This window comes from Streptomyces sp. NPDC094034 (assembly GCF_040303865.1).
Classification (GTDB): domain Bacteria; phylum Actinomycetota; class Actinomycetes; order Streptomycetales; family Streptomycetaceae; genus Streptomyces.
In genome coordinates this window covers 165163-184140 of sequence record NZ_JBEOUD010000006.1, presented here as the reverse complement: position 1 = coordinate 184140, position 18978 = coordinate 165163, and the positions used below count along the sequence as shown (strand labels likewise).

Genomic DNA, 18978 nt, shown 5'->3' with positions numbered 1-18978 from the left:
AGTTTGAGGAGCAATGGAACTCCACGACGTCTGGTTCGTTCTGATCGCCGTCCTGTGGACCGGCTACTTCTTCCTTGAGGGATTCGACTTCGGCATCGGAATCCTCACCAAGCTGCTGGCCCGTAATCGCAAGGAGCGACGGGTCCTCATCAACACCATCGGGCCCGTCTGGGACGGCAACGAGGTGTGGCTGCTCAGCGCCGGAGGAGCTACCTTCGCCGCCTTTCCCGACTGGTACGCCACGCTCTTCTCGGGCTTCTATCTGCCGCTGCTGCTCATCCTGGTCTGTCTGATCGTGCGCGGTGTCGCCTTCGAGTACCGGGCCAAGCGGCCCGCCGAGAGCTGGCAGCGCAACTGGGAGAACGCGATCTTCTGGACCTCCCTGATCCCCGCGGTGCTCTGGGGTGTCGCCTTCGGAAACATCGTGCGGGGCGTGAAGATCGACGCGCAGAAGGAGTACGTCGGCACCCTGGGCGATCTGCTCAACCCGTACGCGATCCTCGGCGGGCTGGTGACCCTGGCCCTCTTCACTTTCCACGGCACCGTGTTCGCCGCCCTGAAGACGGTGGGGGACATCCGGGTCAGGGCCAGGAAGCTGGCCCTCGGCCTCGGAGCGATCACCGCCGTACTGGCGCTCGGCTTTCTGATCTGGACCCAGGCGGACAACGGGGACGGCAAGAGCCTGGTCGCCATGATCGTCGCCGTCGCGGCACTGGTCGCCGCCATCGGGGCCATCGCGGCGGGGCGTGAGGGCTGGTCGTTCGCGCTCTCCGGCGTGACGATCGTGGCCGCGGTCGCGATGCTCTTCCTGACGCTCTTTCCGAACGTCATGCCATCCTCGCTGAATGAGGCGTGGAGCCTCACGGTGACGAACGCCTCGTCGACCCCGTACACGCTGAAGATCATGACGTGGTGCGCGGGTATCGCCACTCCGGTCGTGCTGCTCTACCAGGGCTGGACGTACTGGGTGTTCCGTAAGCGGATCGGTACGCAGCACATCGCCGAGTAGCGACGGCGAAGGCGCCCGACAACAAGGCTCCGGACAACGAGGCACCCGACAACAAGGCCCCGGACCGTAAGGCGTCAGACCGTACGGCGCCGGGGCGCAGGGCAAGACAGAAGCGGCAGAGCGGCCGAGCAGTAGGAGTAGGTGTTTCACGTGAAACCAATCGACCCCCGTCTGCTCCGGTATGCCCGGGCCACCCGCTTCTTCCTGGTGGCCGTGGTGGTTCTCGGGGTGGTCGGCGCGGGGCTGGTCATCGCCCAGGCGATGCTTATCGCCGAGGTGGTGGTCGGCGGGTTCCAGCGCGGGTTCGACGGCTCCGATCTGCGTACTCCGCTGCTGTTGCTGGTCGCGGTCGCCGCGGGGCGGGGACTGGTCGCCTGGCTGACCGAGCTCGCCGCCCACCGGGCGAGCGCCGCGGTCAAGTCGGAACTACGCGGACGGCTGCTGGAGCGGGCCGCCGAACTGGGCCCGGGGTGGCTGAGTGGCCAGCGCATCGGTTCGCTGGTCGCGCTCGCCACCCGCGGGGTCGACGCGCTGGACGACTACTTCGCGCGCTATCTGCCACAGCTGGGGCTTGCCGTGGTGGTGCCGGTGGCGGTTCTGGCCCGGATCGTCACGGAGGACTGGGTCTCGGCGGCCATCATCGTGGTGACCCTCCCGCTGATCCCGCTGTTCATGGTGCTCATCGGCTGGGCCACCCAGGCCCGGATGGATCGGCAGTGGCGGCTGCTGTCCCGGCTGTCGGGGCACTTCCTGGATGTGGTCGCGGGGCTGCCGACCCTCAAGGTCTTCGGCCGGGCCAAGGCCCAGGCCGAGGCGATCCGTACGATCACCTCGGAGTACCGGCAGGCCACCCTGCGCACGCTGCGGATCGCCTTCCTGTCGTCATTCGCGCTGGAACTGCTCGCGACGCTGTCGGTGGCACTGGTCGCGGTCACCATCGGGATGCGGCTCGTCCACGGCGAACTCGATCTGTACACCGGGCTGGTGGTGCTGATCCTCGCCCCGGAGGCCTATCTGCCGATCCGGCAGGTGGGGGCGCAGTACCACGCGGCGGCCGAGGGGCTTTCGGCGGCCGAGGAGATCTTCACGGTGCTGGAGACCGACCCTGCGGCCGGCGGTACGGGGGAGGTGCCCGGAGTGCTGCGGCTGGAGCTGGATGGGGTGACGGTCCGCCATCAGGGGCGTGCCGAGCCCTCATTGGACGAGGCCACGCTGACGGTCGAGCCGGGGGAGACGGTGGCTCTGGTCGGCCCCAGCGGCATCGGCAAGACCACCCTGCTCAATGTGGTCCTCGGTTTCACCGCGCCCGACGAGGGCCGGGTGCGGGTGGACGGCCGCGATCTGGCCTCCCTCGACATGGAGCGCTGGCGTGAACGGATCGCGTGGGTGCCGCAGCGGCCGTATCTCTTCGCCGGGACGATCGCGGAGAACGTACGGCTGGCCAGGCCGGACGCGGATGACACGGCCGTACGGGACGCGCTGCGGGAGGCGGGGGCGTACGACTTCGTGGCGGCGCTACCGGACGGACCGGACACCGTGCTCGGCGAGGACGGGGCGGGGCTCTCGGCGGGACAGCGTCAGCGGCTCGCGCTGGCCCGTGCCTTCCTCGCGGACCGGCCGCTGCTGCTGCTTGACGAGCCCACGGCGGCGCTCGACGGCGAGACGGAGGCGGGCATCGTCGAAGCGGTACGACGGCTGGCCGTGGGCCGTACGGTACTGCTGGTCGTCCACCGGCCCGCGCTGCTCGCGGTGGCGGACCGGGTGGTGACCCTCGTGGAGCGGGCGCGCCCCCGCGAACGTACGGCCGGATCCGCGCGGCCGGAGCTGTCCGACCTGTCGGCGTCCATGGAGCGGCCGCTGACGCCCATGGCGTCGATGGCGTCGGTGGGGTCGGCGATCGAGGAGTCCGGACCCGGGCTGGGACTCGGCGACGTTCCCGCGCTGCCCCCGCCCGGCGAAGAGCACGCTAAACCCGCCACCTTCGACGCGGCGGACAGCGGAAACGGGACGGACGGTGGCGGACGCAGAGGCGGCGGAGTGCGGGGGGACAGCGGCGTACGAGGGGACGACGGCGTACGAGGGGACGGCGGAGGTGGCGCGGAGCACGGGCACGCTGGAAATACCGGTGCGCGGACCCCGCTCGCGCGGATGCGGGCCGCCGCCGGTGCGCTCCGTGGCCGCTTCGTCCTCGCGCTGGTCCTCGGGAGCTGCGCGCTCGGTTCCGCCGTCGGGCTCATGGCGGTGTCCGGCTGGCTCATCTCCCGTGCCTCCGAGCAGCCGCCCGTTCTCTATCTGATGATCGCGGTGACGGCGACCCGCGCCTTCGGTATCGGGCGGGCCGTCTTCCGGTACGCCGAGCGGATCGTGTCGCACGACGCGGTCCTCAGGATGCTCGCCGACCTCAGGGTCTCCGTGTACCGGAGGCTGGAGCGCGTCGCGCCCGCCGGTCTGCGCGAGACCAGGCGCGGCGATCTGCTGTCCCGGCTGGTCGCCGATGTGGACGAACTCCAGGACTACTGGCTGCGCTGGCTGCTCCCGGTCGGCTCCGCCCTGCTCGTCGGGGTGGGCGCGGTCGGATTCACCGCGTGGCTGCTGCCCGAGGCGGGCGCCGTACTGGCCGGTGGGCTGCTCGTCGCCGGCGTGGGCGTACCGCTGCTGAGCGGTCTCTGCGCTCGCAGGACCGAGCGGCAACTCGCCCCGGCACGGGGACTGCTGGCCACCCGCGTCGCCGATCTGCTCAGCGGCGTCGCCGAGTTGACCGTCGCGGGCGCGCTGAAGAGCCGGATGCGCCGGACACGGGAGGCCGACGGGACACTGACGGCCATCGCCTCCCGCGGCGCGAGCGCCAACGCGCTCGGCGGCGGGCTCTCCGCCCTGGTCTGCGGGCTGACCGTCGCCGCGGCCGGGTATGCGGGGGTCGGGGCCCTGGCGGAGGGACGGCTCGCGGGCGTCGAACTGGCCGTGGTCGTTCTGACCTCCCTCGCCGCGTTCGAGGCGGTCACGGGGCTCCCGCTCGCCGTGCGGTACCGGCAGCGCTCCCGGCGCGGCGCGGAGCGGGTGTGCGAGGTGCTGGACGCGCCCGTACCCGTACGGGAGCCAGAGCGGCCTGCCACCGCTCCCGTATCGCCGTTCCCGCTGGAGGTGCGCGGGCTGGCCGCGCGGTACCCGGGGCAGCGGCGGGACGCGCTGAGCGGCTTCGATCTGACCCTGACCGCCGGGAAACGGGTCGCCGTCGTCGGACCTTCCGGTTCGGGCAAGACGACGCTGGCTCAGGTACTGCTGCGCTTCCTGGACGCGCGCGAGGGCGGCTGCCGGCTCGGCGGTACGGACACGGCCACGCTCGACGGGGACACCGTCCGCCGGTTCGTGGGGCTGTGCGCCCAGGACGCGCACCTCTTCGACAGCTCCGTACGGGAGAACCTCAGGCTCGCCCGTACGGACGCGACCGACGACGAACTGCGCGATGCCCTGCGCAGGGCCCGGCTGCTCGACTGGGTCGACGCCCTGCCCGCCGGACTCGACACGCTCGTCGGTGAGCACGGCGCACGGATCTCCGGCGGCCAGCGGCAGCGGCTCGCGCTGGCCCGCGCGCTTCTCGCCGACTTCCCCGTGCTCGTCCTCGACGAGCCGGCCGAGCATCTGGACCTGGCGACGGCCGACGCGCTGACCACTGATCTGCTGGCGGCGACCGAGGGGCGGACGACGCTGCTCATCACCCACCGGTTGCAGGGCCTTGACACGGTTGACGAGGTGATCGTGCTCGACGGCGGTCGTCCCGTACAGCGCGGTACCTACGCCGAACTGGCCGCTGAGGAGGGACCGCTGCGCCGGATGCTGGACCGGGAACGCGCCGGAGACCTCCTGGAAGCTCAGAAGTCGACTTTCCCTGTCAAATAGGACTTATTAGGCTCAAGGGCATGGACGTGCCCGAATCCAAGGACCCCCTCGAAGCCGCGATCCGGGCGGCGACCAGCCTTGAGGGCCTGTCCGCCGAGACCGCCGCGCGCGTGCCGCAATTGCTGGAGGCGATGTGTTCGGTCGGCACCGGACTCGGCCAGCACTCCACGCTCGACCGGATCTGTGAGACCGCGGCCGAACTCGCCGACGCCCGGTACGCGGCGATCGGCGTGGTCGACGAGGAGGGCGAGGGCCTCTCCGACTTCGTGACCTACGGGGCCGGTGAGGAGGTGGCCCGGCGGATCGGACGCAGACCGGACGGACGGAGCGGCCTCCTCGGCGCGCTGATCCGGGCACCCGAGCCGATTCGGCTCAGCGATCTGACGACCGATCCGCGCGCCGTCGGATTCCCGCCGGGCCACCCGCCGATGCGGACCTTCCTCGGCGTCCCGATCCGCGCCAGGGACAGGACGATCGGCAACTTCTATCTGGCGGAGAAGGCGGACGGGGGCGAGTTCGGCGACAGCGATCTGCGCCTGTTGCGGGTGCTCGCCGCCGAGGCGGGGGTGGCCATCGGCAACGCCCGGCTGTACGAGGCGGCCCGGCAGCGTGAACGGTGGATCGAGGGTTCGGTCGCCGTCACCACCGCCCTCCTCTCCGGCGGTGACGCCGACGACGCGCTCACCGTCGTCGCGGAACAGGCCGGCGGACTCTCGGATTCGACCATGGGCGCGGTGATGCTGCGCGCGCGGACCGGCGGCCTGGAGATCGTGGCCGTCTCCGCCGACCATCCGGTGATGAGGGTGGGGTACCGCGTCCCGGCCAACGCCCCCGCAGCCGCGGCTCTGCTGGCCGGTGAATCCGTCTTCGTGGACGACGCCGCCACCGACCCGCGCCTGGTGACCAGGCTGGCCTGCGAGTTCGGTCCCCTCATGCTGCTGCCGCTGCGTACCGACGGGCGGGTGCTCGGCGCGCTGGTGATGCCGCGCGCACCGGGCGCGCGTCAATTCAGCGGCCGGGAACGCTCGCTGGCCAGGCAGTTCGCCTCGCAGGCCGCGCTGGCCCTGATGATGGCCGGGGCACAGCGGGACCGGGAGCGGCTGGCCGTACTGGAGGACCGCGACCGCATCGCACGTGACCTCCACGATCTGGTCATCCAGCGGCTGTTCGCCACCGGGATGACGCTGGAGACGGCCCAGCGCGGCGAGGTGGCGCCCGAGGTGCACCACGGCATCGAGAAGGCGGTCGCGGAACTGGACGTGACGATTCAGGAGATCCGTACGGCCATCTTCGCGCTCCAGCAGGGACCGGCCGAGGCGCCGCCCGGGATGCGTACCCGAGTGCTGCGCGAGATCAACATGGCCGCGGTCCCTCTGGGCTTCCGGCCCACCCATCGCTTCGTCGGCGCGGTCGACTCCGTCGGCGAGCTCGCCGGAAAGAACCTGATCGCCGCACTTCGGGAGGCCCTTTCCAATGCCTTCCGGCACGCGCACGCCACCCGGATCGAAGTGGTCGTCGACTGCACGGTGCTGCTTCCCGACGGCGGGCGGGGGGTCCGGCTGTCGGTCGCCGACGACGGGGTGGGCATTCCGGCGGGCGGGCGGCGCAGCGGACTGCGCAACCTCAAGCGGCGGGCGGAGGCGCTGGGCGGATCGAGTACGTGCGAACCGGGGCTCGGGGAGGGCAGACGCGGTACGACGGTGGTGTGGGAGGTCCCGCTGTGACGCCCCGCTGTGACGCCCCGCTGTGAGGTGCCGTTGCGAGATCCCGTTGTGGGGTGCCGCTCCAGGGGGGAACACTGTTGCTCTTCGCCGGTGTGCCTGTGCCTCATGCGTGTCCGGTCGGGGCCTGTTTGCTCGGGGCCCGTTCGGTCAGAGCCTGTTCGCTCAATGTCCCTCTGCCTGACGGCGGGCCACGATCTGCTCGATGACGATCGCGACGCCGTCCTCGTTGTTGGTGACCGTACGTCCGGAGGCGGCGGCCAGTACGTCCGGGTGGGCGTTGCCCATCGCGTACGACGTCCCGGCCCAGGTCAGCATCTCCAGATCGTTCGGCATGTCGCCGAAGGCGACGACCTCGTCCGAGGAGATGCCGCGCTGGGCACAGCAGAGCGCGAGCGTGCTGGCCTTGCTGACCCCCGGGCCGCTGACCTCAAGGAGCGCGCTCGGGCTGGATCGGGTGATGGTGGCGCGGTCCCCAACCGCCGTACGGGCCAAGGCGAGGAAGCCGTCGGGTGTCAGGTCCGGGTGGTGCGCGAGCAGCTTCACCACGGGCGCGGCGTACTCGTCCTCCGCCTCCGTTTCCGGTCCCTGTTGTGGTGTCCGCTCGTGCACCCGCCCCTGTACCTGGAGGAGCTTCTCCGCGGTGGCGACGGTCGCGCCCGGATCCTGGTGGAAGGGCGGATACGCCGGCTCGTAGTGGATACCCGTGGTCAGTTCGACGGCGAAGGTCGTGCCGGGCGCGCTGTCGCGCAGCGCCTGGACGACGGCGAGGGCGATGTCGCGCTCCAGGGGGCGGACCTGCAACAGCTTTCCGCCGTCGTGCAGATCCACGACCGCGGCGCCGTTGGCGCAGATCGCCATCCCGTGGCCGTGCACATGCTCGCTGACGACATCCATCCAGCGGGCCGGGCGGCCGGTGACGAAGAAGACCTCGATACCGGCCCGCTCGGCGGCGGCGAGCGCGGCGATCGTGCGCTCCGAGACGTACTTGTCGTCGTGCAGCAGGGTGCCGTCGAGATCGGTGGCGATCAGCCGGGGTCTGGCGGGGAGCGGCGAGTCGTCGGGCGCGGGCGCGGGTCCATTGGGCGAGGTCACTCATCCATTCTCCCGTACGGATACGCACGGGCGTGCGGAGGGGCGCACATCTGAGTGGACCCGGGGTGCGCGCTCGGTTCCGTCCCCGGCCGGACGTGCGCTCCGTACGCACCCGTATCGTCGGGGGCATGCGTCTGAGTACCGTGATCCTGCCCGTCCGCCGCTGGCATGACGGAGGCCGTGACGACTGGCGGCGAGCCGAGCGGCTCGGCTTCCATACCGCGTACACCTACGACCATCTGTCCTGGCGGACCTTCCGCGACGGGCCCTGGTTCGGGGCCGTGCCGACCCTGACCGCGGCTGCCGCCGTCACCGAGCGGCTGCGGCTGGGCACCCTCGTCACCTCGCCGAACTTCCGGCATCCGGTGACGCTCGCCAAAGACCTCATCTCGCTCGACGACGTCTCGGACGGCCGGATCACCCTGGGGATCGGAGCGGGTGGCACCGGCTTCGACGCGATGGTGCTGGGGCAGGAGCCATGGACGCCGAAGGAGCGGGCCGACCGGTTCGCCGAGTTCGTGCCGTTGCTCGACCGGCTGCTGACCGAGGACTCCGTCACATACGACGGGACGTACTACTCGGCGGTCGAGGCGCGCGACATTCCGGGGTGTACGCAGCGGCCCCGGCTGCCCTTCGCGGTGGCGGCCACCGGACCGCGCGGTATGAAGCTCGCCGCCCGGCACGGTCAGGCATGGGTGACCACGGGGGACCCGAAGCTGTTCGAGACGGGTACGCCGGAGCAGTCGCGTGCCGCCATCAGCGGGCAGATCGAGCGGCTGGGCGGGGCCTTCTCGGAGATCGGGCGGGAGGTGTCCGAGGTGGAGAAGATCTTGCTCACCGGCTTCACCCCGGACCGTAATGGCCCGATGGAGTCGCTCGACGCGTTCGTGGACTTCGCGGGCAGGCACTTCGAGCTGGGCATCACCGAGATCGCGGTGCACGCACCCATCCCGGACTCGGAATTCGCGGCCGACCAGCGGGTCTACGAGCGGATCGCCACCGAGGCGCCGGCCCAGCTCCAGCGGTAGCGCTCTTCCGGGGGCTCTTTCCGGGCTCGTCCGAGGCTCGTCCGGGGCTTGTCAGCTCCGTCCAGGGCTCGTCAGCTCGTCTGCTCGTCCGGGGGCCGGTCCGCTGTCGGGCGTCAGCCCGCGGCCCGGGCCCGCGACCGTCAGCCCTCAGTCGGAGAAGCGCAGATACGGCGGCGGTACGGAGTCGGTGAGCCAGACGCCATTCGCGCTGACGTGGAACACCAGCCCGTCGCGGTGCATCGCTCCGGCGTCCACCGACAGGACGACGGGCCGGCCGCGGCGCGCGCCCACCCGCGTAGCGGTCTCGCGGTCGGGCGAGAGATGGACGTGGTGGCGGTCCATGCGGCGCAGCCCCTCCGCCCGGATCGCGTCCACGTTGCGGGCGACCGTGCCGTGGTAGAGGTACGCGGGTGGCTGTGCCGGAGCCAGCTCAAGGTCGACGGCGACGGTGTGGCCCTGGTTGGCGCGGATCCGGTTGCCGTCGATGGTGAAGCGACGCTTGTCGTTGACGGCGACCACATGGTCCAGTTCGGCACGGCTCAGCCGGAAGCCGTGCGCGGCGGCGGCGGTCATCAGCTCATCGACCGGCACCCAGCCGTTCGCGTCGAGGGTGATGCCGATGCGCTCGGGCTGATGGCGCAGATGTTTGGCGAGGTACTTCGACACCTTCACGATGCGTCGTTCGTCGGATACTCCGGTCATCGCACCAGCGTGGCCGGTGGTGCTGTCCGGCGCCACTCATTTCACATTGCTGACGGTGCGTAGGTTTGATCCACAGTCAACTTTGTTTATCCACAGGCTATTTGACGGATCTGTGGATAACTGGGCGCCCATTTAACCTATTTGGTCAATTTGTCTTTCTTGTCTGTGGGTTGAGGTGAGGTCGTCCAAGGCTCTTGCCTGAACCTCGCGTTCGGTGGCCGCGGCGACGAAGGACGCCACTCGCTCCCGGCCAACAAGGTTCTCCACAGCCCGGATCGTGTCGGCGGGCAGCGGCACGGACCGGGTCCCGGAGGGGCCCGAGGGCGGAGCGTCCACCGACAGCCGCCGGTGGAGACGGCGGGTGGCGAACAGCCGCATCGCGCGGGCCAGTTCCGCGTCGACCGACTGCCGCGCCAGCGGCCGCATCCGGCGCACCAGCGCGGCCGCCTCGGCCGCGTCCGCGTCCGTCGGAGGGCGGTGACCGAGATAGCGGGCGAAGACATGCTCAGTGGTGAACTCCAGGAAACGGGAGGCGATGTGCTCGACCTGACCGCGAAGCTCCCGCAGATGTCCGGAGATCGCGGGCAGGGGCACCCCGGCCGCGTGCAACTCCGCCGCCACGGCCAGCTCCTGGGGGCTGGGGACGAGGAAGGCGTCGTCCCGGCCCGGGATACGTTCCAGCACGCCCAGCTCCAGGGCCTCCTCGATGGCCGCGTCGTCCCGCGCGCCGCCGAACCGCTCGTCCAGCTCCGCCCGCGAAATACTGGCCGTCTCCTCGTCGGTCCACGGTCCGTGCACCTCGGCGACGAGCCCGAGCACCCCGCCCAGTCCCTGCCCGGCGTCCCATGCCTCCAGCAACTCCTTGATGGAGGCCAGGGTGTAGCCCCGCTCCAGCAGATCGGCGATCTGCCGCAGCCGGGCGAGATGGGTGTCGTCGTACACATTGGCCCGGCCGCGCCGCTCGGGCCTGGGCAGCAGCCCGCGGTCCTGGTAGGCACGGATCGTACGGACCGTGGCGCCGCTCGCGTGCGCGAGACCCTCGATCCGGTACTCGGCGCCGGGCTCGGACCGCGGCTCGGACCCGGACACGCTCACTTCCCTCGCCCCAGCGCCGCGCGGCCCACCGCGCCCGCCGCCGCACGCGCCGCCGGCGAGGTCGCGAGATAGTCGAGCGCCCTGCGCGGCGAGCCCTCCCGCGAGGGATGGTACGAGCGCCGGAAGTAGCGGGGTATCGCCGAACCGAGCTCCCGCCAGCTGGGCAGCAGACCCTTGTTGATCGCCTTGCTGTGCTCACGCAGCGAATACCGCGACCGCCCCGCGAGTTGGGGGTCGTGCCGGATCAGATAGGCCGCGCCCCAGGTCCACAGCCACAGCAGTACGGGCGCGGTGACGCACATCGTCACGATCCGCCGGGCGTACGGCGCCGCCCCGGAGCCGCCGCAGTGCTGGTACATGTCGAACGCCACCGCCCGGTGCTCGACCTCCTCGGCGCCGTGCCAGCGCAGCAGATCGAGCATGACCTCGTCGGCGCCTGCGCGGTCCAACTCCCGCGCGCGCAGCACCCAGTCGCCGAGGACCGCCGTGAACTGCTCGATCGCGGCGACGAACGCCAGCCGGTACAGGAGCCATTTCCCGGCCGGGAAGGGTATCCCCCAGGGCGGCTTCTCGCCGAGCAGCCGCTCGAAGAGGAAGTCCACATGCCGGGTGTACGCGTCGGTGTCCAGCCGCTGCTCCGCCAGGTGGTCCAGCACATAGGAGTGCTGCACGCTGTGTGTGGCCTCCTGACCCATGAACCCCTTGACGTCCTTGACCAGGTCCGCGTCGGTGACCAGCGGAAGGCCCTCCTTGAAGACCCTCACGAACCACCGCTCGCCCGCGGGCAGCAGCAGATGCAGCACATTGATGACATGCGTGGCGGTGGGCTCGTCCGGTATCCAGTGCAGCGGGGTCTCGCGCCAGTCGAACGAGACCCGGCGCGGCACGATGGGGTGCTCCACGTCTCTTCCGGCGTTCACAGCGGCGGCTCCACGCGTGCGATGGCCCGCAGCACGCCCGGCGCGAACCGGGACAGCAGCCGCGACCCGTGCGCCTCCGGAGTGACCGGCACCACGGCCTGGTTGCGGACGACGGCTCGCAGCACGGCCTCGGCGACCTTCTCCGGCGGATAGTTGCGCAGACCGTACAGCCGGGCCGACTTCTTCCTGCGCCGCGCCTCCTCCTCGGCGGAGACGCCGGTGAAGTGCGCGGTCGAGGTGATGTTGGTGTTGACGAAGCCGGGGCAGATCGCGGAGACCCCGATGTCCTGCCCGGCCAGTTCGGCCCGGAGACACTCGCTGAGCATCAGCACCGCCGCCTTCGACGTGCTGTACGCGGGCAGCGCCTTTGAGGGCTGATACGCCGCGGCCGAAGCGATGTTGACGATATGACCGCCCTGGCCGCGCTCGGCCATCTGCTTGCCGAAGAGCCGGCAGCCATGGATGACGCCCCACAGATTGACGTCCAGGACCTTCTTCCACTCCTCGGCGGTGGTGTCGAGGAACGCTCCGGACAGCCCGATCCCCGCGTTGTTGACCAGCACATCCACAATGCCGTACTCCGTGGCGACCCTCTCGGCGAGCTTCTCCATCGCCTGCCCGTCGCCGACATCGGTCGGCTCTGCCCAGGCGTCCGGGGCGCCGATCAGCCGGGCCAGCTCCGCGGTCCTGGCCGCCCCCTCCGCGTCCCGGTCGACCGCCACGATCCGCGCGCCCGCCTCGGCGAACGCGAAGGCGGTGGCCCGGCCGATGCCGCTGGCGGCGCCGGTGACCAGCACCAGCTGTCCGCCGAAGCGCTCGGCGTACGGCCCGCTCGGCGCCGTACCGGGGTCCGGGAGCCCGCCGTCCTCGTGGACCGTGACGAAGTCACCGATCCAGGCAGCCAGCTGGTCGGGCCGGGTGCGGGGCACCCAGTGCTTGGCGGGCAGCGTCCGCCGCACGAGCCGCGGAGCCCACTGCTCCAGATCGTCGTAGAGCCGTGCCGACAGGAAGGCGTCGCCGGTCGGCGTGATCAGCTGAACGGGGGCGTGCGCGTAGGCGTCGGTGCGCGGGCTGCGCAGCCGGGCGCGGACGTTGTCCCGGTAGAGCCACGCGCCGTGCGCCGCGTCCTGGGGCAGCGAGGACGTCGGGTACGTACCGTCCGGGATCCCCTCTATCCGCCGGAGGATCCTCGGCCACCGCCTGCCGAGCGGCCCGCGCCAGGCCAGCTCCGGCAGCGCGGGCGTATGCAGCAGATAGACGTACCAGGACTTGGCGCCCTGCCCGAGGAGCTGGCCGGCACGGCGTGGAGTGGGCCGTGCCGCCCGCTGCTTGATCCAGTGCCCCATATGATCGAGGGAGGGTCCCGACATCGAGGTGAAGGAGGCGATCCGTCCCTCGGTCCGCGCCACCGTGGCAAACTCCCAGCACTGCACGGAGCCCCAGTCGTGGCCGACCAGATGGACCGGCCGGTCCGGGCTCACCGCGTTGGCGACCGCCAGGAAGTCGTCCGTCAGCTTCTCCAGCGTGAAGCCGCCGCGCAGCGGGACCGGCGCCGTCGACCCGCCGTGGCCCCGTACGTCGTACAGCACCACATGGAAACGGTCCGCGAGCCGTTCCGCGACCTCGGACCATACCTCCTTGCTGTCCGGATAGCCGTGCACCAGCAGGACGGTCGGCCGCGCGGGATCGCCCAACTCGGCCACGCACAGCTCGATCCCGCCCGTACGCACCCAGCGCTCCCGCGCGCCGGCCGGGCCGCTGTCCCTGCCGCTGCCTTCGCCCGCACCGTTACTCATACGGCCTCCGCCATTCATACGGCCTCCGCCCAGCGCCGCACATGCGGCAGATCGTCGTCCAGCCAGAACGCGCTCTGCTCCGGGTCCCGGGAGTCGGTGACCACCAGGATCTCCTCGAACTTCGCGCCGCTACCCCGGAATCCGAGGTGGGGTTCGACCGCCCACAGCCCCGGCTTCGGCGGGTGATCGGAGAATCTGTACGGACTCCACAGCGGTGACCAGCCGTCCCGGTGGCCATGCAGGGCATCGCGCGCCAGCCCCTTGAGCGACTGGGTGCCGAACCCGAACACATGGGGCGAGACGCGACGCTCCTTCACCCGGTCGATCTTGTGGGCGATGACACCGAAGGGGTACGCGCGATGCCTGTTGGCATATCCCTGCCGCGCCATCAGCCGGTCCACATCCTCGTAGATCTCCCGCAGTGAGCGCCGCTCACGCACCTCCCGCAGGATCAGCTCACGGTGCGCCTCAAGGTCGGCGAGCAGCTTGCCGTGCAGCCGGTTGGGCCCGAGACAGCCCGAGTAGCCGACGTCGGCCGTGAAGCCGCGGTGGACCGGTGCCAGATCGAGGATGAACGGCATGCCCGCTTCCAGGCGCCGGCCGGTGGGAAAGAACTGGAGCGGTATCCGGAAGCCCGCGAACGCCGTACGGTCCCCGAACCACGCGAAGGGCAGATGGAACCAGTCGCGCACACCACGCGCACGGAGCCACTCGCGCTGCATGCGCGCCGCCTCGCGCTCGGTCACCCCCGGCCGCAGCCGCGCGGCGACCGCCTCCGCGCACGCGTACGCCAGGCGCTGCACCTCTCTGAACCCCCGCAGCTCCGCGGTCCGCGCGTCCGTCACTGCGTCGCTTCCCACCCGTCCCCACCCCGTTCCGTGTGCGGTACGTGTTCGTAACGTGACACTGATGAATGTGACAATGGTTGGCGGCGACGTCAAGGGGCGGGGCATTCCTGTGGATAACCGGCGGGCGGCCGGGGCCCCTACGGGTTCCCTACATCTGGAGGCTGACATGGATACAGCCGCCTGGTCTGACGCTCGCCTTGGCCCGCGCCACTACCGTCGAACCGTGACTGTGATCGCGCTAGAAAGCCTGAGCAAGCGGTTCCCCCGGGTAACCGCGCTTGACCGGCTCTCCTTGGACATCGGACCGGGTGTGACCGGCCTGGTGGGCGCCAACGGAGCCGGCAAGTCCACCATGATCAAGATCCTGCTGGGTCTGTCCCCCGCCACGGAAGGCCGGGCCACGGTGCTCGGGCTCGATGTCGCCACCAGCGGTGGCGCCATCCGCGAGCGCGTCGGATACATGCCCGAGCACGATTGCCTGCCGCCGGACGTCTCGGCCACCGAGTTCGTCGTCCACATGGCGCGCATGTCCGGACTTCCGCCGACCGCCGCCCGCGAGCGGACCGCCGACACGCTGCGCCATGTCGGTCTGTACGAGGAGCGTTACCGCCCCATCGGCGGCTACTCGACGGGTATGAAGCAGCGCGTCAAGCTCGCGCAGGCGCTGGTCCACGACCCGCAACTGGTCCTCCTCGACGAGCCGACCAACGGTCTCGACCCGGTCGGCCGCGACGAGATGCTCGGCCTCATCCGACGCGTCTACACCGACTTCGGCATCTCCGTACTGGTCACCTCGCATCTCCTGGGCGAGCTCGAACGCACCTGTGACCATGTGGTCGTCATCGACGGCGGAACGCTTCTGCGCTCCAGTTCCACCAGCGACTTCACCCAGATCACCACCACCCTCGCGGTCGAGGTCACCGACACGGACGCGCACCCCGACGGCACGCGGTCCCTGCGCGAGGCCCTCACCACCGCCGGACTCACCCTGCACGCGGGCATGGAGGAAGGACTGCCCGGCGCGGGCCATATCCTGCTGATCGAGGCCAAGAGCGAGGAGACGTACGACGTCGTCCGCGACACCGTCGCCGGGCTCGGCCTGGGGCTGGTACGGATGGAACAGCGCCGGCATCACATCGCGGAGGTCTTCCGCTCGCAACCGTCCGCCGAAGCGGCCCAGCCGGGCCAGGGCGCCGACGAAGCGGAGTACGCACTTCAGAAGGGAGGCGCCCGCGATGAGCACTGAGACCGAGACCGGTGCCGGGGCAGGCGCCGGAGCCACCCGGATCCACAACATCGGGTACCGCAACTACGACGGGCCGCGGCTCGGCCGCGCCTACGCCCGACGCTCCCTCTACTCGCAGTCCCTGCGCGGCGCGTACGGACTCGGCCGCTCGGCCAAGTCCAAGGTCCTGCCGATGATCCTCTTCGCGGTGATGTGCCTGCCCGCGGCGATCATCGTCGCGGTCGCCGTCGCGACCGACCTCAAGGCGCTGCCGCTCGACTACACGCGCTACGCGATCGTCACCCAGGCCGTCATCGGCCTCTATCTCGCCGCCCAGGCCCCGCAGTCCGTCTCGCGGGATCTGCGCTTCAAGACCGTGCCGCTGTACTTCTCCCGCCCGATCGAGCGGGTCGACTACGTCATCGCGAAGTACGGGGCGATGGCCTCCGCGCTCTTCGTGCTGACCGCGTCGCCGCTCGTCATCCTCTATGCGGGCTCTCTGCTGGCGAAGATGGACTTCGTCGACCAGACCAAGGGGTTCGGCCAGGGACTGGTGTCGGTCGCGCTGCTCTCGCTCCTCTTTGGCGGGATCGGCCTCGTGATGGCCGCGTTCACGCCGCGCCGCGGCTTCGGCGTCGCCGCGGTCATCGCCACCCTGACCATCTCCTACGGCGCGGTCTCCACCATCCAGGCGATCGCCTGGCAGACGGACGCGCTCGGCGCCGTCAAGTGGCTCGGTCTGTTCTCGCCGGTCACGCTCATCGACGGCGTACAGACCGCCTTCCTGGGCGCCACCTCCGCCTTCCCCGGCGAAGCGGGCCCCTCGGCCGGCGTGGGCGTGATCTATCTGCTGGTCGTTCTCGCGCTCGTCCTCGGCTCGTACGCCGTTCTCATGCGCCGTTACCGGAAGGTCGGGCTGTGACCACCATCAATATCGAGCACACCTCGCGCTGGTTCGGCAATGTGGTGGCCGTCAACGACGTCACGATGACGATCGGCCCCGGCGTCACCGGCCTGCTCGGCCCCAACGGCGCGGGCAAGTCCACCCTCATCAACATGATGGCGGGCTTCCTCGCCCCCTCCACGGGCACCGTCACCCTCGACGGAGAGCAGATCTGGCGCAACGAGGGCGTCTACCGGCAGATCGGCATCGTGCCCGAGCGGGAGGCGATGTACGACTTCCTCACCGGTCTCGACTTCGTCGTGGCAAACGCCGAACTGCACGGACTGGGCACGAAGGCGGCCCGCGAGGCGCTCGCCACGGTCGAGATGGAGTACGCGCAGGACCGCAAGATCGCGACGTACAGCAAGGGCATGCGCCAGCGCGTGAAGATGGCGTCCGCGCTGGTGCACGACCCGTCGGTGCTGCTCCTGGACGAGCCGTTCAACGGGATGGACCCGCGCCAGCGGATGCAGCTGATGGATCTGCTGCGGCGTATGGGCGCCACGGGGCGGACAGTCCTGTTCTCCTCCCATATCCTGGAGGAGGTCGAGCAACTCGCCTCGCACATCGAGGTGATCGTGGCCGGCCGCCATGCCGCCTCCGGCGACTTCCGCAAGATCCGCCGCCTGATGACCGACCGGCCGCACCGCTATCTCGTACGGTCCAGCGACGACCGCGCGCTCGCCGCCGCGCTGATCGCCGACCCGTCAACGGCCGGTATCGAGGTCGACGTCGCCGAGGGCGCACTGCGTATCCAGGCTGTCGACTTCGGCCGCTTCACCGAACTGCTGCCGCGGGTCGCCCGTGAGCACTCCATCCGGCTGCTCGCGGTCTCGCCCTCGGACGAGTCCCTCGAATCGGTCTTCTCCTACCTCGTAGCGGCCTGAGCGGCCTGAAAGGAGCTGTGACGTCATGTACAACCCCACAGTCGCCCGGCTCACCTACCGGGCCCTGCTCGGCAGGCGCCGGGCCGCGATCCTCTTCGTACTGCCCGCTCTGCTGATCCTCATCGCGGCGGCCGTCCGAGGCTTCAACGGAGTGGACGACCAGGTCGCGTCCGACGTGCTGGGCGGCTTCGCCCTGGCCACGATGGTGCCGCTGATCGGCGTGATCGCGGGGACGGGCGCGATCGGGCCCGAGATCGATGACGGCTCGATCGTCTATCTGCTGTCCAAGCCGGTGAAACGGCCGACGATCATCTTCACCAAGCTGCTCGTGGCGATAGCCGTGACGATGGCGTTCTCCGCGATCCCCACGTTCATCGCCGGATTCATCCTGAACGGCAACGGCCAGCAGATCGCCATCGCCTATACGGTCGCGGCACTGGTCGCCTCGATCGCCTACAGCGCGCTCTTCCTGCTGCTCGGTACGGTCAGCCGGCACGCGATGGTCATAGGACTCGTCTACGCGCTGGTCTGGGAGACCCTTTTCGGCAGCCTGGTCGCGGGCGCGCGCACGCTCAGCGTCCAGCAGTGGTCCCTGGCCCTCGCCCAGAAGATCGGCGACGGTACGACGATCACCTCGGACGTCGGACTGCCGCTGGCAGTGGTCCTGCTGGTGGGTGTCTCGGTCGTCGCGACCTGGTACGCGGGCCAGAAACTACGGACGTTGACGCTCGCGGGCGAGGAGTGAGCCGAAGGCTCGCCTCCGCTGTCTTCGCCTGCCCTTGTCTGCTTCTGTCTGGCGCGTCATCCGACGTATGCCGTCGTCGTTACGCCGCAACCCCTGCCTGATAGGCGGGGGTTGCGGCGTAACTGTACGCTTATCGGCTCGTTGTTCGGAGTGCGTGGAGGCAACTGGGAGTCGTAGCGTCGAGCCTTTGTGAAACTGGGGATTGCCGGTGCCGGATCGAAAGCCGCACCGGTCATTGAGTGAGTAGCCACCGTGAGCCGACCTCCGCCCCTGAAGCCCGGGGACAGGGCCGACCATCATCGGTTCTACAAGGGGAAGGCATATCCATGCCACCTGAAGGTGCTCTGCTCGAATCGCGAGCGATGCGCGACAGTGTTGTGGGGCGGGTCGAGGCGCTCGACAAGGTCAAGGCGCTGCGGCTGCTGCACGACGGCGTACACATCGCGACCGAGGGCGTCGCGCGGTACTTCGAAGTATCCACAGACGTCATCAGGCAGTTGACCGCAAGGCATCGCGCGGAGCTGTCCGAGAACGGGATGCATGTACTGCGAGGCTCTGACCTGCGGGAATATCAGAGTGACAAGATGTCACTCTCATCCGGGGGCGACGGGAGTTATCCACAGAGGCGTTCCAGCCTCACGCTCTACCCCCGTCGCGCCGTCCTCAACATCGCGATGCTCCTTCGCGACAGCGACATCGCGCGGTGCGTCCGTACGTATCTCCTCGATGCCGAGGACGCTCTGCGGAAGGGGTACGTGGACCTCGACCGTCGGGTCACCGACGTCGAGGCATGCCTCGGTGAGGTCGGGGTCGCGCTCCGGGAGTTGGGTCCGGTTCTGAACCGGATGTCGTACCGGCTCGACAGTCTGGACCGGCGGCTCGACGCGACCAATCGGGTTGTCGCAGCCATCGGTAACCGGCTGTGCGAGATGTCCGCGGACATCCACCGCGTGGACGCCAGGGTGGACGACGTCGTCCACCAATTGAGGGATCTGCGTCGCGGGCGTAAGCGCCGCTGATCCTTTTAGGACGGTCCGCGTCCGTCCGTCGCATCTCTTGGACGGGCG

15 protein-coding genes are annotated in these 18978 nt (G+C 70.1%); 9 read left to right on the top strand and 6 right to left on the bottom strand.

The window, feature by feature from the left end; genetic code table 11:
* Positions 1–13: 13 nt before the first annotated feature.
* The 3 genes from cydB to ABTZ59_RS08620 all read left to right on the top strand — a co-directional run bounded on the left by cydB (position 14) and on the right by ABTZ59_RS08620 (position 6630).
* Positions 14–1009, top strand: coding sequence for a cytochrome d ubiquinol oxidase subunit II (gene cydB, locus ABTZ59_RS08630; RefSeq protein ID WP_351392773.1), 996 nt, complete (start codon positions 14–16; stop codon positions 1007–1009).
* Between the two features lie 150 nt (positions 1010–1159).
* The gene (cydD, locus tag ABTZ59_RS08625; protein ID WP_351392770.1) at positions 1160–4906 is read left to right on the top strand and encodes a thiol reductant ABC exporter subunit CydD; all 3747 of its coding nucleotides are present in this window, start codon (positions 1160–1162) and stop codon (positions 4904–4906) included.
* A 20-nt stretch (positions 4907–4926) separates the two neighbouring features.
* A complete protein-coding gene (locus tag ABTZ59_RS08620; RefSeq protein WP_351392767.1) occupies positions 4927–6630 on the top strand; it encodes a sensor histidine kinase in 1704 nt (567 codons plus the stop codon).
* A gap of 162 nt (positions 6631–6792) precedes the next feature.
* Here the strand turns inward: ABTZ59_RS08620 and ABTZ59_RS08615 are convergent, their stop codons facing one another.
* Positions 6793–7722, bottom strand: coding sequence for a Cof-type HAD-IIB family hydrolase (locus ABTZ59_RS08615; RefSeq protein ID WP_351392764.1), 930 nt, complete (start codon positions 7720–7722; stop codon positions 6793–6795).
* Positions 7723–7850: 128 nt separating this feature from the next.
* On the opposite strand from ABTZ59_RS08615, the gene ABTZ59_RS08610 reads away from it, so the two are divergent.
* Entirely contained in the window at positions 7851–8750 is a 900-nt protein-coding gene (locus ABTZ59_RS08610) for an LLM class flavin-dependent oxidoreductase (RefSeq protein WP_351392761.1), read from the top strand.
* A 147-nt stretch (positions 8751–8897) separates the two neighbouring features.
* Here ABTZ59_RS08610 and ABTZ59_RS08605 read toward each other — a convergent pair whose 3' ends face one another.
* The 5 genes from ABTZ59_RS08605 to ABTZ59_RS08585 all read right to left on the bottom strand — a co-directional run bounded on the left by ABTZ59_RS08605 (position 8898) and on the right by ABTZ59_RS08585 (position 14108).
* Positions 8898–9452 carry an RNA 2'-phosphotransferase gene (locus ABTZ59_RS08605; RefSeq protein WP_351392758.1) on the bottom strand — a complete coding sequence of 185 codons (555 nt, stop codon included), beginning with the start codon at positions 9450–9452 and terminating at the stop codon, positions 8898–8900.
* Between the two features lie 132 nt (positions 9453–9584).
* The gene (locus ABTZ59_RS08600; protein ID WP_351392755.1) at positions 9585–10547 is read right to left on the bottom strand and encodes a MerR family transcriptional regulator; all 963 of its coding nucleotides are present in this window, start codon (positions 10545–10547) and stop codon (positions 9585–9587) included.
* Positions 10544–11467, bottom strand: coding sequence for a metal-dependent hydrolase (locus ABTZ59_RS08595; RefSeq protein WP_351392752.1), 924 nt, complete (start codon positions 11465–11467; stop codon positions 10544–10546). The genes ABTZ59_RS08600 and ABTZ59_RS08595 overlap by 4 nt, the downstream gene beginning before the upstream one ends.
* Positions 11464–13263, bottom strand: coding sequence for an SDR family oxidoreductase (locus ABTZ59_RS08590; RefSeq protein WP_351392749.1), 1800 nt, complete (start codon positions 13261–13263; stop codon positions 11464–11466). The genes ABTZ59_RS08595 and ABTZ59_RS08590 overlap by 4 nt, the downstream gene beginning before the upstream one ends.
* A 14-nt stretch (positions 13264–13277) precedes the next feature.
* Positions 13278–14108, bottom strand: coding sequence for a M24 family metallopeptidase (locus tag ABTZ59_RS08585; protein ID WP_503002425.1), 831 nt, complete (start codon positions 14106–14108; stop codon positions 13278–13280).
* Positions 14109–14340: 232 nt separating this feature from the next.
* On the opposite strand from ABTZ59_RS08585, the gene ABTZ59_RS08580 reads away from it, so the two are divergent.
* From ABTZ59_RS08580 to ABTZ59_RS08560, 5 genes are all read left to right on the top strand, one after another.
* Complete coding sequence (locus ABTZ59_RS08580; protein WP_351392948.1) at positions 14341–15357, top strand: ABC transporter ATP-binding protein; 1017 nt, start codon at positions 14341–14343, stop codon at positions 15355–15357.
* Positions 15347–16258, top strand: a complete 912-nt coding sequence (locus ABTZ59_RS08575) for an ABC transporter permease (RefSeq protein ID WP_351392743.1) — start codon at positions 15347–15349, stop codon at positions 16256–16258. Before ABTZ59_RS08580 ends, ABTZ59_RS08575 begins: the two co-directional genes overlap by 11 nt.
* A complete protein-coding gene (locus ABTZ59_RS08570) occupies positions 16255–17166 on the top strand; it encodes an ABC transporter ATP-binding protein (protein WP_351392740.1) in 912 nt (303 codons plus the stop codon). The genes ABTZ59_RS08575 and ABTZ59_RS08570 overlap by 4 nt, the downstream gene beginning before the upstream one ends.
* 25 nt (positions 17167–17191) lie before the next feature.
* Positions 17192–17911 carry an ABC transporter permease gene (locus tag ABTZ59_RS08565; RefSeq protein ID WP_351392737.1) on the top strand — a complete coding sequence of 240 codons (720 nt, stop codon included), beginning with the start codon at positions 17192–17194 and terminating at the stop codon, positions 17909–17911.
* Positions 17912–18237: 326 nt separating this feature from the next.
* Positions 18238–18930, top strand: coding sequence for a hypothetical protein (locus ABTZ59_RS08560; RefSeq protein WP_351392734.1), 693 nt, complete (start codon positions 18238–18240; stop codon positions 18928–18930).
* Positions 18931–18978 lie beyond the last annotated feature (48 nt).

Bases quoted from the DNA above. Each gene is read 5' to 3' on its own strand.
- ABTZ59_RS08620 (WP_351392767.1), top strand. From the start codon at position 4,927: ATGGACGTGCCCGAATCCAAGGACCCCCTCGAAGCCGCGATCCGGGCG.
- ABTZ59_RS08590 (WP_351392749.1), bottom strand. From the start codon at position 13,263: ATGAGTAACGGTGCGGGCGAAGGCAGCGGCAGGGACAGCGGCCCGGCC.
- ABTZ59_RS08575 (WP_351392743.1), top strand. From the start codon at position 15,347: ATGAGCACTGAGACCGAGACCGGTGCCGGGGCAGGCGCCGGAGCCACC.
- ABTZ59_RS08605 (WP_351392758.1), bottom strand. From the start codon at position 9,452: ATGACCGGAGTATCCGACGAACGACGCATCGTGAAGGTGTCGAAGTAC.
- ABTZ59_RS08565 (WP_351392737.1), top strand. From the start codon at position 17,192: ATGTACAACCCCACAGTCGCCCGGCTCACCTACCGGGCCCTGCTCGGC.
- ABTZ59_RS08560 (WP_351392734.1), top strand. From the start codon at position 18,238: ATGCCACCTGAAGGTGCTCTGCTCGAATCGCGAGCGATGCGCGACAGT.
- ABTZ59_RS08610 (WP_351392761.1), top strand. From the start codon at position 7,851: ATGCGTCTGAGTACCGTGATCCTGCCCGTCCGCCGCTGGCATGACGGA.
- cydB (WP_351392773.1), top strand. From the start codon at position 14: ATGGAACTCCACGACGTCTGGTTCGTTCTGATCGCCGTCCTGTGGACC.